This is a genomic window from Bacillus sp. GbtcB14 (assembly GCF_019091205.1).
Taxonomy (GTDB): Bacteria; Bacillota; Bacilli; order Bacillales; family Bacillaceae_G; genus Bacillus_A; species Bacillus_A cereus_AG.
Genome location: NZ_JAGXJT010000002.1, coordinates 708,743 through 724,178 on the forward strand (window position 1 = coordinate 708,743; position 15,436 = coordinate 724,178).

A 15,436-nucleotide genomic window follows, 5' to 3' on the forward strand; every position below is an offset into this window, starting at 1 on the left:
CCATATCTTTATTTATTGCATTATCTATTCTTAGAGTGTACATTACTTTTCCTTTTTTCTCTCTCTCCTTTATACTTTCTCCACCCAACATAAGTTAATGTGAATAAAATAAGACCTCCAGTAATTGTCATAAACCAAATGAGAGAGGGTGCAATTTCATCTTTTTTTACTGTGTGAAATATTTTTTGCAAATCCCCTTTAATGATCCCTAATTGCATTTGCCCACCTTTTGTTTTTAACATAACGTTACGAAATTCATCCAAATAAGATAAATGGGCATTTACACGCTGCACTTCGTTTTCTGGCAAAGCAATCATTAAGCTTGGATAAATAATATTAAATTCATGCAAAAATGTGTTTAACGTTTGTTGAAACTGTCCCGTATCTTCTTTTTTCATCGCTTTTTCCATTTGAGAAAAGGCACCCATTACTTTTTTTTCTCTTTCCATCCAAAGTGGTTGATATTTCGACACTTGCGCATCAACCGCGAGCTGTAGGGCTAACACATTATCAATTTTAACTTGTTTACCTAAATCTTCTTCTGCGAGAGATTGTTTTGCCTTGTCATATGCCAAAGAAATAACTCTAACTTGATCTGGCGTTACTTCTTGCTTCTTTTCATTACCCTTTATGACAAACTGCTCCGAGAAATGTTGTAATACTTGTACTGCTTTTTCATCTTCATTACGCTTCACTAATTGTAATGAGTCATCTAACAATCCGGTTAGTTCACTCCACTCTTCAGCGTATATACGTAACGGAAACATTATAATTAGAAATGCTATCAATCCAATTAATGTTCTCTTCATCACGGTCCCCCCTATAACTACTAGTACAAAATATGTTAATTTGGACAAGAATAGAACAGAACTGGACCGAAAAATATATTATCGTTTTACAAACAAAAAAATTCTCTTTAAACAGAGAATTTTTCCTTTGAAATCCTTTTCTTTTTTACAAAATATCTATACAAGCTGTAACAAATTATGCTACCGCATAAAATAAATAATAAAATAGCACACGCAGCATGCATAAAGAATTCTTCTGGTAGCATTAATATAATCGGATCCGTTTCAATATCAAACATCCAATAATCATTACTGAATAACAGTTTATGGAATAATACAAAACTCTTTTCAAAATTAATAGCGATTGGTAGCATCAGCGCGATTGGAAAGATAATTGTTAAAATCGATCCGTGCAGTAAAAACTTTTCATTTTTCTTTTTTAATAAATAAATGCCGCCTATCATTGCAATCATAATTGTTGCATACATTACATATTGAATCTTGACTAAAATATTTTTAACATCTACAAAATGAATACGGCCATTTGTAGACATATCTAATGTTGGCAACTGTAATGCACCATCATAAAACGGCGATAAATATGTGATAAGCACATCATAATTTCTTTTAATATCACCCTTCGTCATATCCGCTAAATCTGGAATGTTTAAAAAATCAATTTCAAAATAATACAGCCATTTTCCGTATACAACCGCCGTTGTTGCGAGTGCAAATACAGAAAATGCTATGCTGTATGAAACAACTATTGTAACCAATCGATCCCATATTTTTGTACCACTCTTATTTTTCTTCATTTTCTCCCCCTACATGTTTTAACTATCATAAAGAAAACTGTTTTCGGTTCTCACGCAAGCAAGAATAATATGTAATACATAGTGTAGCGATGCTTAGCCAGAACGTAAAATAACCAATTTCTTCTACAAACAAATGCATAATTCCATATCTCGGCATTTGCCAAAATAAATAATCAATTGCATCATTATGTAATGTCCATATAGCCGCTACCGCAAAATGCCATTTTTTTATACGGTAAAACGGTGCATATAACAATCCTTGTACTGTCATCGCAAAATGTGAAAGCATTAACATATATCCCACAACACCAATAGGACCTTTTACATAGATCAAAACCCCATTTACAACAACAGCCCATATACCATATTTTATTAAAGTAACAATCGCTAATGCCTCTATTAATCCCCAATTTCTCTTTATTAAAAAAGCAATTAAAACAAAGACAAAAAAGAGACTCGCCATCGGGCTATCCGGTACAAACGGCCAAAATATAGGTGAAGTTTCTTTTAATTGATTTCCATACCATATAAATCCGTATATTGTACCTAATATGTTAACAACTAATAAAAATAATAATACGGAGCGTTGCCTTAACATTGCATACAAGTAAACCAAGCTGTATGTCCAACACCTTTCAAACAAAGTCATTCTTTTCTCAAACACTACTCTATTATATAGTAAACTTTCTTTCATCAAAATAAAAAGCTGACTACAAATTTTTGTAGTCAGCTTTTTATTATTTTTTATTATACTTTGCAACGAATTCCGAAAGCTTCTTCAATTCCTCATCCGTACCTTTAAATACGCCTTTAGGCATTGAACCTTTTCCTTCTTTCGCAATTTTAGCAATTTCTTCTGGCTTTAAAGTTAAGTTTTGCAGTGCAGGCGCTGCTGCCCCGCCCTGTAAATTGTCACCGTGACATGTTAAACAAGTATTTTTTTGCATTAATTTATAACCGTCATCATTTTTATCAACTGGTGCTGTTTTTACAATTGCTCCTTGTTTTTTTGCAGCTTCCCAGTCGTGGTGTGCTACAGATTCCCAAGTTAAAAAGATAATCGATGCAATTGCTAAAAGCATAAATCCAGTTGCTACAGGACGCTTTAACGGGCGTCTTTCTGGTCCTCGATCAAGAAATGGAGCTAATAGTAATGCGCCAAATGCAATCCCTGGCATTATAAACGCTCCAATTACAGTAAATGAGCCAGAAGCATAAGAATACTTTAACAACTGATACAAGAATAAAAAATACCAATCTGGAAGTGGTATATATCCGGCATCAGTTGGATCCGCCATTCTCTCAAGTGGCGACGGATGCGCCACTGTTAAACATAAATAACCGATTAAAAAAACTGCACCAACCATCCATTCTTTTAACAAGAAATTCGGCCAAAATGCTTCTGTTTTTCCTGGGTATTCAGAATAGTCTTTTGGAATATTTGGTTTCCGAGCTACCGGTACCCGAGAATCTCCTACAAACTTCATCCCTTTGCCGCGATGCATAATCTCCCTCCTTTAGTTCTTTCCCCTTTAATTTAGCAATCTCTTATAGTGGACCGGAAATACCTTGTTTGCGAATCATGATGAAGTGGAAGGCCATTAAACCTAGAAGTGCTGCTGGTAAGAAGAAGACGTGAATAGCAAAGAAGCGAGTTAATGTTTGAGCGCCAACAATTTCGGAATGACCAGCGAGTAATGTTTTAATATAAGGACCAATGAGCGGCGTTTGCTCTGCAATTTGAATCCCTACTTTCGTAGCAAATAAAGCTTTCATATCCCACGGTAATAAATATCCAGTAAATCCAAGACCTAACATAACAAAGAAAATAAGAACACCAACAATCCAGTTTAGCTCACGAGGCTTTTTATACGCACCCTGGAAGAAAACTCTAAGTGTATGTAAAAACATCATTACAATGACGAGACTAGCACCCCAGTGGTGCATACCACGAACAATTTGTCCGTATGCAACTTCATTTTGTAAATAATAAACCGATTCCCAAGCATTTTTAATATCAGGCACATAATACATCGTCAAAAACATTCCAGATAAAATTTGAATTACGGTAACGAAAAAGGTCAGTCCTCCAAAGCAATAAACGAATGCAGAAAAGTGATGTGCCGGGTTTACATGTTCAGGTACTTCATGATCAGCGATATCACGCCATATTGGTGTAATATCTAGCCTTTCATCTACCCAATCATAAATTTTATTTAGCATCTACTTTGCACCCCCTCTTGGCTTCGCTTTTCCTAAATACAACGTTCCATCTTTCACTTTAGATTCGTATACATCAAGTGGAGCAAGGGGCGGCGTGCCTTTAATGTTCATCCCGTCTTTTGTGTAACGGCCCCCGTGACATGGACAAAAGAATTGATTCGGATGTGCTTTGTCCGAATTCCAGTTCACTGTACATCCTAAATGTTTACATACTGGAGAGAACGCAACAATGTCTCCGCTTTCATCTTTATGAACCCAAGCTGATTTTGGCTCTTCGGACTTGTACCAACCATCAACCTGCTTCACCTTAAAGTCGAAACGTTTCGGCTCTGTTGTAATATCCTTTACTTGCGCAACAGCAACCATATCCGTTCCCGCTTCTTTTCTTAACACCGGATCAAGCGCAAATCGCGTCATCGGCATTAAAATACCCGCTGCCATAAAGCCTCCTACCCCGGTAAGGGTGTAATTTAAAAACTGTCTTCTTGATACACGATGTTCTTTCTCGCTCACGAAAATTTCCCCCCTCTATCAGAAATTGTCCCCTCGTGATAAATTATATAAAAAATAAAAACTAGGACACTATCATGATATAATACGCTCATGCACAGGTCAATATCATACTACTCATAATAATAAGAACTTTCTGTTTATTATTCTTTTCCCCATTTTTCTTCTAACATCACCATTATATTTTTTATATGCGCATGAATAACTTCTCTTTTCGCTTGATCACTAAATTGTTCTAACGCTAATGAAGGAAACCAAAATAAATCTCCCTGCAATTCTTGCATATCTTCTTTCCATGAAAAATCACTAGTAACATAAGCAATATGCTTAAAACCTTGCTCTTGTAAATGATTTGTCCATTCTTGCAAACGACCTTTTTCATTTTTTTGACTTTCTACCAAATACGTAAATGATGGTAGTAAAAGCACTCTTCCCTTATATTCCCTTTCCAACTCCATACTCAACAATTCAATAAATTCCCCTTGTTCTACTACCATTTTCATTTCTTTTGCTGCCGAAATTGATAAAAGTGGTATAACACCTGTATCTACATACTCTCTTGCTTGCTCAAACTGTTCCACATCTTTTACAATCCATTTCAAATTTCTTCCCTCCCCTCACCTACAAATGACAGAACTTTCACTTTATATATATTAAACCATACTAAAAGAGGTAAAAAAAGAAAAACTACCTTAATATAGGTAGTTTTTCTTAAAAAGTCTGAAATTTGTAAAATTTTATGAATCCAAATGAATTCTATAACATCTTTAACTCAGCTGTTAACCTATGAAACGCTTCCTGATCTTGCTTATCCAGCGCTTCATCAATTTGTTTCAAAAGGCGTTCTCTTCTAAAAGAAAATACACTTTCTTCTAAAAATCTTTCTGCAAGTAAACGATCTTTTTCATTTACTTCAATATGTTTCGGTAAATACGGGTTTTCTTCTAATACAGCTACATAATTGGCATTTTGAAACGATGATTTAAAATTGAGTTGAATATAAATATCCTCATCTCGATTTAAACGAATATCATGAAACGATTTTTCAGCATCTGTTGTCATAACATTTTGTTTAAAAAAGTGAAACGGTGTATCTTTTACACAATTCGCGGACATCACTAAGCCACGCGGACAATATTTTGCATGCTCTACGAAGTGGACTTTATGCATCAATTGGTCGTGACTCATTAAATAATTCAAAATCCATACACATTCACGCTGTTTCAGTTGGTAATTGTTCAAAAACCATTTTACAAAATCCTTCTTCTCGTTTACAGAAACAGGGGTATTCATAGCAATTAAGTCCCTCCTCTGTCTTTCTCTTTTCTTTTTAGATTCAAGAAGCGGTATTCAGTTTCCTTCCAACTTATGAAAAATCCTCTAAATTATATAACAATTCTTCAATATGAATTTGTGTCGGGTCTAGTTGTATTAACTGAGTAAATACTTCTTTCGCCTCTTTGCGCATACCTTCTTCCAATAAGAAATAACCGTACTCTTCCAAGAAGTCTGGATGATTCTTAAAAGAAGTATATGCACTTTCATAGTGTTTTAATGCATCCGAATACATTTCTAATTGTTTTTTTGCAAATGCAAGATCCCAAAGTAGTTGTGTATCTGGTTCTCCGCTATCAATCGCACGCTCTACAACTGCAATTAACTCTTCATACTTTTCTTGTTCTTTTAGGATATACGCATATTTTAATATCGCACCTAAATGTCCTGGATCTAACTCAAGCGCTTTTTGAAGCACTTCCTCTGCTTCCGCTATTTTTCCTAATTTCGCCGCAATGTTCGCTAATTCTACATAAAATGGTACAGAAAGCTCATCTACTTTAATTCCTTCTTGAAGTGTTTCATAGCTTTCTTGAAGCATTCCTTCTTTTTCATAGCTTTTCGCTAAATACATGTAAAGCGATGCATACTCCGGATCTAATTCTTTTAATTCTTGCCAAGCACCAATTGCTCTTTGGTATTCTTCACCTTGATATAATGTGAAGGCATATCCAAATAATGAGTGGATATCTTTTTGTTCCTCTAAACCTGCTTCATAATAAGAAATCGCTTCTTCCCAATTTCCAATCGCACTTAACGTTTCTGCGAGGCGAAGTGCAATGACAACACCACCCATTACTTTATGTTCCGCTAATAGCGCCTCATAATAAGTGATTGCCTTTTGTTCTTCCCCTTTACTACTATATAACTCTGCTAATCCAAACGTAATAACAGGCTCGTCAGGCATCATTTCTTTCGCCTTTAATAGTTTTTGTTCTGCTACATCATCGAAACCTTGCATTTGGAATAAATCCGCAACAAGTAATAACGATTGAACATATAAATCATCATTTTCAGGAATATCATGAAGCACTTCAATTGCTTCATCTTCTTTGTCTAGATCAATATATAATTCTGCTAAAAATACAGTGAATTCACTTTCTTCTGGGTACAATAAACGCAAATCTTCTGTAATTGCTAACGCTTCATCCGTAAATCCAAGTGTATGATAATAGCGAGCGATATCATACTTCTCTTCATCATTCGCAATTTTTAATTGTTCTTTTAATAATTGTAATCCTTTTTCCGCTTCACCATTTTCAATATGTGAAACAGCTTGTTCAAATTTTTGCATAAACGTCTCCTTTAATTCTAACAAATATTATTTTCTGGTCATTTACCCCGATTGGTGCGGGCTAATAATCAGTAGGGGATAAACATCCCACTGATTAAAGTTTCACTTTATCATAAGCAACTAGGTGTAAGAACGCAACCTTTAGAATGAGCATACTTCTTCTTGTACTTTCACTGATAACGATTCGAATATGACACCGATACCGCATTACTACTTTCTATTGTACCGTTTTCTTTTATGACCGTGCAAATAACTTCTCTCACTAATTATCGAGCCATACAAACCGTGGTTTACAGAACAACTTAATTACCAGTCTTCAACTTTTATTTTTAATGCGATAAAAAAGGCCCCTATAATAGGAGCCTTCACAATTTCTTAAGAATATGTTTCTTCTTTCTTTACTTGCTCTTTTACAAGCTCTGTCAATAATTCTATAATTTCATCATTTTCTTCTTTCAAACCGACAGTAATACGAATACCATCATGTATACCAAATGCAGCACCAGAACGAACAATGTAGCCTTTCTTCATTAATCGTTCGAAAGCCTCATTACCAGGAATACCGAGCTTTAAGAAAATGAAATTTGTTTGAGATGGATAATAGAATACATTATATTCCTTACAAAATGCGTAATATTGATTTAATCCTTCTTCGTTCTTTTTCACACATTCTTGTAAAAATACTTGATCTTCTAATGCAGCGAGTGCTACAGCCTGCGCTACAGTCGATGTATTAAATGGTAACCTTGCTACTTCTAGCTGCCCGATTAACTTCGCATTACCAACCGCATACCCGATACGGAAAGCAGCTAAACCATATGCTTTTGAAAACGTACGTAAAACCATAAGATTTTCATATTTTTCAACAAGTGGTAATGTTTGTGGATAGTCTTCTGCTCCCGCATATTCATAGTATGCTTCGTCCATAATAATGAGCGCTGACTTAGGAACTGATTCTAAAAATGAAAGTAAGTTTTGTTTCTCTACATATGTACCTGTCGGATTATTCGGGTTACAAATCCATACAATCTTCGTTTTATCATCTACTTGCTGTAACATCGCATCTAAATCATGAACGCCATCTTTTAGTGGTACTTCACGAACTTCTGCTCCTTCAATAACAGCATGGTGATGGTATTGCGAGAATGTTGGATTCGCCATTACAACATTTGTTCCTTCTTGTAGTAATGCACGGCTAATCATTTGAATGACTTCATCTAATCCACTACCAAATAACAGTTGTTCTGCTTTAACACCTAAATGTTTTGCCACTTGTACCCGTAGTTCAAAAGCATATCCATCTGGATAAAGAGCGTATTGACTCGCTAAAGAAGTTAATGCTTCTGTTACGCGTGCTGAACAACCGAATGGATTTTCATTCGATGCTAATTTCACAATTTTTGACAATCCATATTCCCGTTTTACTTCTTCAATGTTTTTCCCAGGTACATATGCTCTCAAAGTTAACAATTGCTCTTTCACTCTCATTTTTCTTCCCCCAGTCATTTTATTCAATTCGATTACAATGCGGTTGTAATCCCGCACCAGCATCGTTTATCTTAACCGCCACTATTACGAGAATGCCTCAAAACAAGCACTTCACACTTCTTAAGCCATATCCTTTTGAAATGCCTCTAACGCAATATGAACAGTCTCATCTGGAATAGATACGACATTCACTACCCCATATTCCTGCATTAGCACCATATGAATTGCTCCAGCATTTGCTTTCTTATCTTGTTTCATCAACTGGACGAGGCGCTCTACATTCAAATCACTTGGCATTTTTGGATAGCCGTACTTTAAGAACCACTGCTTCATCTCTCCATAGGAAAGGTCAACCTTGTACACTTGCTCACTTAAAAACAAAGCAAATAGCATGCCAACCGCTACTCCGTCACCGTGAGTAATATTTCCATATCCTAGCTCTTTTTCAAGCGCATGGCCTAACGTATGTCCAAAGTTCAAATGAGCACGTACACCTTTTTCTGTTTCATCTTGCGCTACAATATTTGCCTTTACAGGAATCGCCTTCGTTAATATATGGATTAACTTTTCATCACGAAGGTCTGCTAATGTTTGCACTTCTTCTTTTAGCCAATGATACAGCTTTACATCACCAATAAGAGCATGCTTTATCACTTCTGCATAACCTGAACGCCATTCTTTTTCAGGAAGAGACTGTAAAAACGGCGTATGATATACAACTGCTTCTGGTTGATGGAATGCCCCTATCATATTTTTACCTAACGGATGATTAATCGCTACTTTCCCACCTACTGCGCTATCATGAGCTAATAAAGTTGTTGGAACTTGAACAAAGCGGATTCCACGCATAAACGACGCAGCAACAAAGCCAGCTAAATCTCCAATCATCCCGCCTCCAAGTGCAATAATTAAAGAATTTCTATCTAATTTATTTTCAAGAGCTGACGTATGAGCTGCATAGAAGTTTTCAAAAGACTTCTCTTTTTCGCCACTCGGTACAACGAATGAAAATACTTTTTGCTCTATTTGCAATGCATCTACAACTGTCTGTAAATGGAAAGATGCAACAGCTTCATCTGAAATAATCATAATGTTTGATACAGATGGCTGCATGTTTTGAACGATTGTTGTCAAATGTGACAACGATTCTTTTCCTACATGTACATCATATTCTTTTGATTTCGTTTGAATATGTATGTTTCCCATTAAAATCCCCTCGCATATTCATTATGTTTCTCAATATTTTCACGAATAAGGTCCATACGATCTAATCCGAATTGTTCTATTAAAGCTGTCGCTAATTCCCAAGCTACAACCGCTTCTGCAACGACACTAGCTGCTGGCACAGCACAACTATCTGAACGTTCAATGCTCGCTGTAAAAGGCTCTTTCGTATCAATATCTACACTTTGAAGAGGTTTATATAGTGTAGGTATCGGTTTCATCACACCTCGCACAACAATTGGCATTCCAGTCGTCATACCGCCTTCTAATCCACCTGCATTATTTGTTCTTCGTGTATATCCATGTTCCTCATTCCACAAAATTTCATCATGAACTTCACTTCCCGGTCTATGCGCTGCTTCAAAACCAATTCCAATCTCGACGCCTTTAAAAGCATTAATGCTCATAATTGCGGCTGCTAATTTTGCATCCAGTTTTCGATCATAATGCACATAGCTACCGATCCCAATTGGCATTCCTTCCACAATCACTTCAACGATTCCACCAATTGAATCACCATTTGCTTTCGCATCATCAATTGCTTTCATCATTTGGTTACCTGCTTCTTCATTTAAGCAACGTACAGGTGATGCTTCTGTAATATTTTTTAATTCTTCAATTGAACTATACGTAACTTCCTTAGCCTCAACACCACCAATTTCAATTACATGGCCCGCCACTGTAATACCGATTTCTGCTAACACTTTTTTAGCAATCGCACCAGCAGCAACACGCACGGTCGTTTCGCGTGCTGAAGAACGCTCAAGTACATTTCTCATGTCTCTATGACCATATTTAATCGCACCATTTAAATCAGCATGTCCCGGTCTTGGTTTTGTTACTTTCCTTTTCATTTCTTTTTCTTCTTGTTCCGTTAAAGGCTCTGCGCCCATAATTTTTGTCCAATGTGCAAAATCACGATTTTCAACAACAAGTGCAATTGGAGAACCTAATGTCTCTCCATGTCTAACACCACTTACAATTTGCACTTGATCTGTTTCAATTTGCATGCGTCTACCACGCCCATACCCCTTTTGCCTTCTAGCTAACTCTTCATTTATATCATCCGCTACTAAAGGCAATCCCGCCGGAACACCTTCTATAATCGTCGTAAGTTGTGGACCATGAGATTCACCAGCTGTAATATATCGCATACGTTATTCCTCTTTTCGTATATGTATTTATCTCGCTATATTAAGCAATGCTATTATCTTTCCTTACTCTAAAAATATGAAAGAAATTATATAATTAATCAGCCATTCGTTTATTCTCCGATAGGCCTTTTACTTTACATATCAATATATCATAACAGCTCTAACTTCGTAACTAATTGAAACAAAAAAAAGTGCAAGAAGAATACCCCTATTCTCCTTGCACTTTCTACTATTATCACAGTGATTAAAGCGTTTACAAATTATTTCAAAATAATTAGTAAATCCATTCATTCATTAATTTTGAGTAGTCAACTAATTCTTCTTCCTTAAAGAAAATAGCAATCTCGCGCTCTGCACTTTCTAACGAATCCGAACCATGAATAATGTTTTTTGCAACAGTTACACCGAAATCTCCACGAATTGTTCCAGGAGCTGCTTCATGTGGTCTTGTTTTACCCATCATGTTACGAGCTGTATCTACTACACCTTCACCTTGCCATACCATTGCGAATACAGGTCCTGATGTAATAAAGTCTACTAATTCACCAAAGAAAGGTTTTTCTTTATGCTCACCGTAGTGTTGTCCAGCAATTTCTGGAGTGACTTGCATTAATTTTGCACCAACTAATTGAAAGCCCTTTTTCTCAAAACGAGCTACAATTTCCCCAATGAAAGCACGTTGTACACCGTCTGGTTTTACCATTAGAAATGTTTTTTCCATAAAAAATCTCTCCACTTCTGAATTATGTATGTAATTGTATATCCCCACACACATATTAACACCCTTATCACAATTGTGCAATAGTTTTGAAATAGAGAGATTATTTTATTTTTTAGAAAAAACACTAAAATTTTCGTTTCCCAATATACTTTGCTACATTTTGTAATGCATACTTCGCTTGTCCACGCGGAAGTGGTTTTATGATTTCTAATGCTTTATGTAAATAACGTTCACTAAACGCAAATGCTTGATCAATAGCGTCACTATTTTTTATATCCTCAATAATTTCTTTCATTTCGTCCGCTGTTGTATTTTCATGTACAGATATGATTTTCTTACGAAGTACGGGATCTTCCATAGCATATAGGGCAGGAAGCGTAATATTCCCTTGTAGTAAATCTCCGCCAGCAGGTTTTCCAAGCTTCTCTTCTGTGGAAACGAAGTCTAAAATATCATCAATAATTTGATACGACATGCCTACAAAATACCCATACCAAAATAGTCGATTTACCGTATCACGATTAGCGCCAGCAGCAATTGCTCCTAGTTGACAACTCGCAGCAATTAATAATGCTGTTTTTCGCTTTATTCTTCTTAAATACGTTCGTAAATTTTGGTCATAATTGTATTTATCTTTAATTTGTTCAATTTCACCTTTACATACTTCTAAAATGGTATGCGATAGCGCCTGATGCGCCTCTGGAATTTCGATATTTGTTATACATTCAAGAGACTTAGCAAATAGATAGTCCCCTGTATACATTGCAATACGATCTCCCCATTTCGCATTCACAGTCGCACTACCACGTCGTAAAAATGCAGCATCAATAACATCATCGTGAACAAGAGAAGCCATATGAATAAGTTCTAACGCAACAGCTACATGCTTAATTGCATCTAACTTATAATCTCCAAATTTTCCCGCAAGCAATACAAATACAGGACGAATTCGCTTCCCACCAGCTTCAATAAGTTGTAATGCTGCCTCTTCTACTAATGGTTGTTCAGAAGCAACTGTCTTTTTTAATTCTTTTTCTATCACATTAATATCCGATCGTAAAAAAGAGTACATAAGTTGTAACTTCATATTGTTCACCTTAACCTAAAACTTCTTTTTTCTATTTTGATTCTGGTTTCATACCTAAATGCATCGCTGCTACTCCAAAAGTAAACGGCTTCACTTGTACACGTTCAAGTCCAGCTTCTTCAAACATATTAGCCAGTTCTTTCATACCTGGGAATGAGCTAGCAGATTCTTGCAGCCATGAATATTCTTTATAACTTTTCGCAAATAACTTTCCAAATAACGGCATGATATATTTAAAGTATAAAATATATCCTTGTCGAAAACCAATCATTGTTGGTTGAGATGTTTCTAAACAAATTACTTTTCCACCTGGCTTTACTACACGCGTCATTTCTTTTAATACGTGCATATAATCTGGTACGTTACGTAAACCAAATCCAATCGTTACATAATCAAATGTGTTATCTTCAAATGGAAGTTCCATTGCATTCCCGTGTAGAAGTTCTACTTGTTTTAATTGTAACGCCTCTACCTTTTGCTTACCGACAGATAACATATTTTCACTGAAGTCTAAACCAACAACCTTGCCCTGTTCACCTACCGCTCCAGCTAGCGCAATTGTCCAGTCCGCTGTCCCGCAGCATACATCAAGAGCCTTGTTACCTGGTTTTACATCCATAATGCGCATCGTCTCTTTACGCCATGCTTTATGTCTTTGAAAACTAATTACAGAATTCATCACATCGTATTTATCAGAGATTTTCTCAAATACATCATGTACTCTTTCTTCTTTTGATTGTTGCATGCTCGTACCTTCTTCCAATGTAAAATAGCTTATGTCTTCGATTTATCTCTTAGCACAGAGTTTATTTCGCTTATATCTGTGTGGTTTTCTAAAAACTGATTTTCTTTCTTTCTGAGTTCCATCATCCATCCATGTATAACTGTTTCTGCCTCCGCTTTATCCTTCGCAATCCCTTGAACTGCTTGAAAAACAGGTGAATGTCGTTTATCAGCATGCAGTTCACATTCTTTTTGAAGACGGTTTTTTCCTAGTACATACGTTATAAACGGCTTCCAATGCGATAAATGAAAATGATCACATGTTTTTTGCAAGAGTGCAGACTCAATCGTTACTACACTTTCCATTATGTCATCCATCGTTTCATGCGCTTTTTGATATAACATTATTTTGTGTTCATTAATTTCTTTAATTCCTTCAGCAAGCGCACGGATTAAAACAATATCACGATTCATAGACAATAAGTAATAATATAACCCGCTATAGTAATCACCAGCAAGTACTGTTAGCTGACGACGTTTATGCGATTCATTTGCTTCTTCCCCTGCTTTATTTGATACTCTTTCATGTGTATCAAGCGCAATTTGCACAAGCATAATCGTTACTACATAATGCTCAATTTGTTCTATATGTAAATTTGCACCTTTTAAAGCACCATATAACAATGCTATTTTTTCTTCATCAATAAATGGTTCTTCAATATAGTTTATAAAATAAGGATGGCGTAATTTCTCCATCAATTTCTCTCTTATACCCGCATACCCTCCGTAGATGTCACACACAAAAATCACCCTTGTTTTCTAATTCATAAAACTTATTATAACACATACATACTATTTTCTATAACCAAAACTTGGCTACTCTTTCCAAACTTCCACCGAACGAAATAACATCTTCCATTCTTTTTAGTAGTCTTTCTATTCTCACTCTTCCTTGCTAAAACTATATCATTTATTTACATAAAAAAAAAAGAAAAGCAGTTTCCTACTTTTCTTTACTTCGATTTAATAAAAGATAAAATTTCACTACGTGCTGCTGCATCATTTTCTAGCACACCACGTACTGCTGTTGTTACTGTTTTCGCGCCTGGCTTTTTCACACCACGCATCGTCATGCACATATGTTCCGCTTCTACTACTACCATTACACCATGCGGCTCTAGTACTTCCATAATAGAGTTCGCTACTGTTGATGTAATACGTTCTTGCAGTTGTGGACGACGTGCAATTGTATCCACAGTACGAGCTAATTTACTTAACCCTGTCACTTTTCCGCCTTGCGGAATATATGCAACGTGAGCAACTCCATAGAATGGAACTAAATGATGCTCACACATCGAATAAAACGGTATATCTTTTACTAGTACAAGCTCCTCGTGATCTTCTCCGAACACTTTATGCAAATGTTCTTTCGGATCTTCATGCATACCCGAGAACACTTCTGCGTACATTTTTGCAACACGCTTTGGTGTATCAAGTACTCCCTCACGATTTGGGTCATCTCCGATTGCCTCTAAAATAAGGCGTACTGCATGTTCAATTTGTTCTAAATTAACTTTTGCCATCCGCTAGCCCTCCCGAAAACCTAAAAGTGATACGAACACATTCTAGCATATTTATGTTTTTAAAAGCAAAAAGAAGAGTTCCCAAAAAGGAAACTCTTCTTCCCTGTTAATATGTAAGGATTATTTAACCGCATCTTTTAACGCTTTACCAGGTTTGAATGCAGGTACTTTACTTGCAGCGATTTCAATCTCCTCACCTGTTTGTGGGTTACGACCTTTACGAGCCGCACGCTCACGAACTTCGAAGTTACCGAATCCGATCAGTTGTACTTTATCACCTTGTTTTAAAGCTTCTAAGATAGAATCAAAAACAGCGTCTACTGCTTTTGTTGCGTCCTTTTTAGAAAGGGAACTTGCTTCTGCAACAGCATTGATTAAATCTGTCTTGTTCATGCCATTCACCTCCTCCCAAAGATAAGACTGTATAATGATCATAAAATGAGTCTTACTTTCATTTGTAGGCAATTTTTACAAATTCTATACTACAAAGA

General features: G+C 36.1%; 18 protein-coding genes. All 18 read right to left on the reverse strand.

Going from position 1 to position 15,436, the window contains the following annotated elements:
- Positions 1 to 20 precede the first annotated feature (20 nt).
- Positions 21 to 809: a sporulation protein YpjB gene (gene ypjB, locus KVT31_RS08555; protein WP_088095787.1), complete on the reverse strand. Its 789-nt coding sequence runs from the start codon at positions 807 to 809 to the stop codon at positions 21 to 23.
- A gap of 107 nt (positions 810 to 916) precedes the next feature.
- Complete coding sequence (gene lit, locus KVT31_RS08560) at positions 917 to 1,603, reverse strand: lipoprotein intramolecular transacylase Lit (RefSeq protein WP_088095786.1); 687 nt, start codon at positions 1,601 to 1,603, stop codon at positions 917 to 919.
- 25 nt (positions 1,604 to 1,628) lie between these two features.
- The gene (gene lhaT, locus KVT31_RS08565; RefSeq protein WP_098343594.1) at positions 1,629 to 2,219 is read right to left on the reverse strand and encodes a lipoprotein heptaprenylglyceryl N-acetyltransferase LhaT; all 591 of its coding nucleotides are present in this window, start codon (positions 2,217 to 2,219) and stop codon (positions 1,629 to 1,631) included.
- Between the two features lie 121 nt (positions 2,220 to 2,340).
- Positions 2,341 to 3,108: a menaquinol-cytochrome c reductase cytochrome b/c subunit gene (qcrC, locus tag KVT31_RS08570; protein ID WP_000554603.1), complete on the reverse strand. Its 768-nt coding sequence runs from the start codon at positions 3,106 to 3,108 to the stop codon at positions 2,341 to 2,343.
- 43 nt (positions 3,109 to 3,151) lie between these two features.
- Entirely contained in the window at positions 3,152 to 3,826 is a 675-nt protein-coding gene (gene qcrB / locus KVT31_RS08575) for a menaquinol-cytochrome c reductase cytochrome b subunit (protein WP_000932700.1), read from the reverse strand.
- The gene (qcrA, locus tag KVT31_RS08580) at positions 3,827 to 4,339 is read right to left on the reverse strand and encodes a menaquinol-cytochrome c reductase iron-sulfur subunit (RefSeq protein ID WP_001290420.1); all 513 of its coding nucleotides are present in this window, start codon (positions 4,337 to 4,339) and stop codon (positions 3,827 to 3,829) included. It abuts the gene before it with no gap.
- Between the two features lie 140 nt (positions 4,340 to 4,479).
- Entirely contained in the window at positions 4,480 to 4,938 is a 459-nt protein-coding gene (locus KVT31_RS08585) for a YpiF family protein (protein WP_088095784.1), read from the reverse strand.
- Positions 4,939 to 5,092: 154 nt separating this feature from the next.
- A complete protein-coding gene (locus tag KVT31_RS08590; protein WP_001095929.1) occupies positions 5,093 to 5,629 on the reverse strand; it encodes a ReoY family proteolytic degradation factor in 537 nt (178 codons plus the stop codon).
- A gap of 73 nt (positions 5,630 to 5,702) precedes the next feature.
- A complete protein-coding gene (locus tag KVT31_RS08595) occupies positions 5,703 to 6,965 on the reverse strand; it encodes a tetratricopeptide repeat protein (RefSeq protein WP_088095783.1) in 1,263 nt (420 codons plus the stop codon).
- A 375-nt stretch (positions 6,966 to 7,340) separates the two neighbouring features.
- Positions 7,341 to 8,453: a histidinol-phosphate transaminase gene (gene hisC / locus KVT31_RS08600; RefSeq protein WP_088095782.1), complete on the reverse strand. Its 1,113-nt coding sequence runs from the start codon at positions 8,451 to 8,453 to the stop codon at positions 7,341 to 7,343.
- A 120-nt stretch (positions 8,454 to 8,573) separates the two neighbouring features.
- A complete protein-coding gene (gene aroB, locus KVT31_RS08605) occupies positions 8,574 to 9,659 on the reverse strand; it encodes a 3-dehydroquinate synthase (RefSeq protein ID WP_088095781.1) in 1,086 nt (361 codons plus the stop codon).
- Complete coding sequence (gene aroC / locus KVT31_RS08610; protein WP_088095780.1) at positions 9,659 to 10,831, reverse strand: chorismate synthase; 1,173 nt, start codon at positions 10,829 to 10,831, stop codon at positions 9,659 to 9,661. The genes aroB and aroC overlap by 1 nt, the downstream gene beginning before the upstream one ends.
- A gap of 274 nt (positions 10,832 to 11,105) precedes the next feature.
- Entirely contained in the window at positions 11,106 to 11,552 is a 447-nt protein-coding gene (ndk, locus tag KVT31_RS08615; RefSeq protein ID WP_000415890.1) for a nucleoside-diphosphate kinase, read from the reverse strand.
- A 124-nt stretch (positions 11,553 to 11,676) separates the two neighbouring features.
- The gene (gene hepT / locus KVT31_RS08620) at positions 11,677 to 12,639 is read right to left on the reverse strand and encodes a heptaprenyl diphosphate synthase component II (RefSeq protein WP_088095779.1); all 963 of its coding nucleotides are present in this window, start codon (positions 12,637 to 12,639) and stop codon (positions 11,677 to 11,679) included.
- A 31-nt stretch (positions 12,640 to 12,670) separates the two neighbouring features.
- Positions 12,671 to 13,384, reverse strand: a complete 714-nt coding sequence (gene menG, locus KVT31_RS08625; protein WP_088095778.1) for a 2-heptaprenyl-1,4-naphthoquinone methyltransferase — start codon at positions 13,382 to 13,384, stop codon at positions 12,671 to 12,673.
- A 29-nt stretch (positions 13,385 to 13,413) separates the two neighbouring features.
- The gene (locus KVT31_RS08630; RefSeq protein ID WP_140392405.1) at positions 13,414 to 14,163 is read right to left on the reverse strand and encodes a heptaprenyl diphosphate synthase component 1; all 750 of its coding nucleotides are present in this window, start codon (positions 14,161 to 14,163) and stop codon (positions 13,414 to 13,416) included.
- A 212-nt stretch (positions 14,164 to 14,375) separates the two neighbouring features.
- Complete coding sequence (gene folE / locus KVT31_RS08635; RefSeq protein WP_088095776.1) at positions 14,376 to 14,945, reverse strand: GTP cyclohydrolase I FolE; 570 nt, start codon at positions 14,943 to 14,945, stop codon at positions 14,376 to 14,378.
- Positions 14,946 to 15,065: 120 nt separating this feature from the next.
- The gene (locus KVT31_RS08640; RefSeq protein WP_001043860.1) at positions 15,066 to 15,338 is read right to left on the reverse strand and encodes an HU family DNA-binding protein; all 273 of its coding nucleotides are present in this window, start codon (positions 15,336 to 15,338) and stop codon (positions 15,066 to 15,068) included.
- Positions 15,339 to 15,436 lie beyond the last annotated feature (98 nt).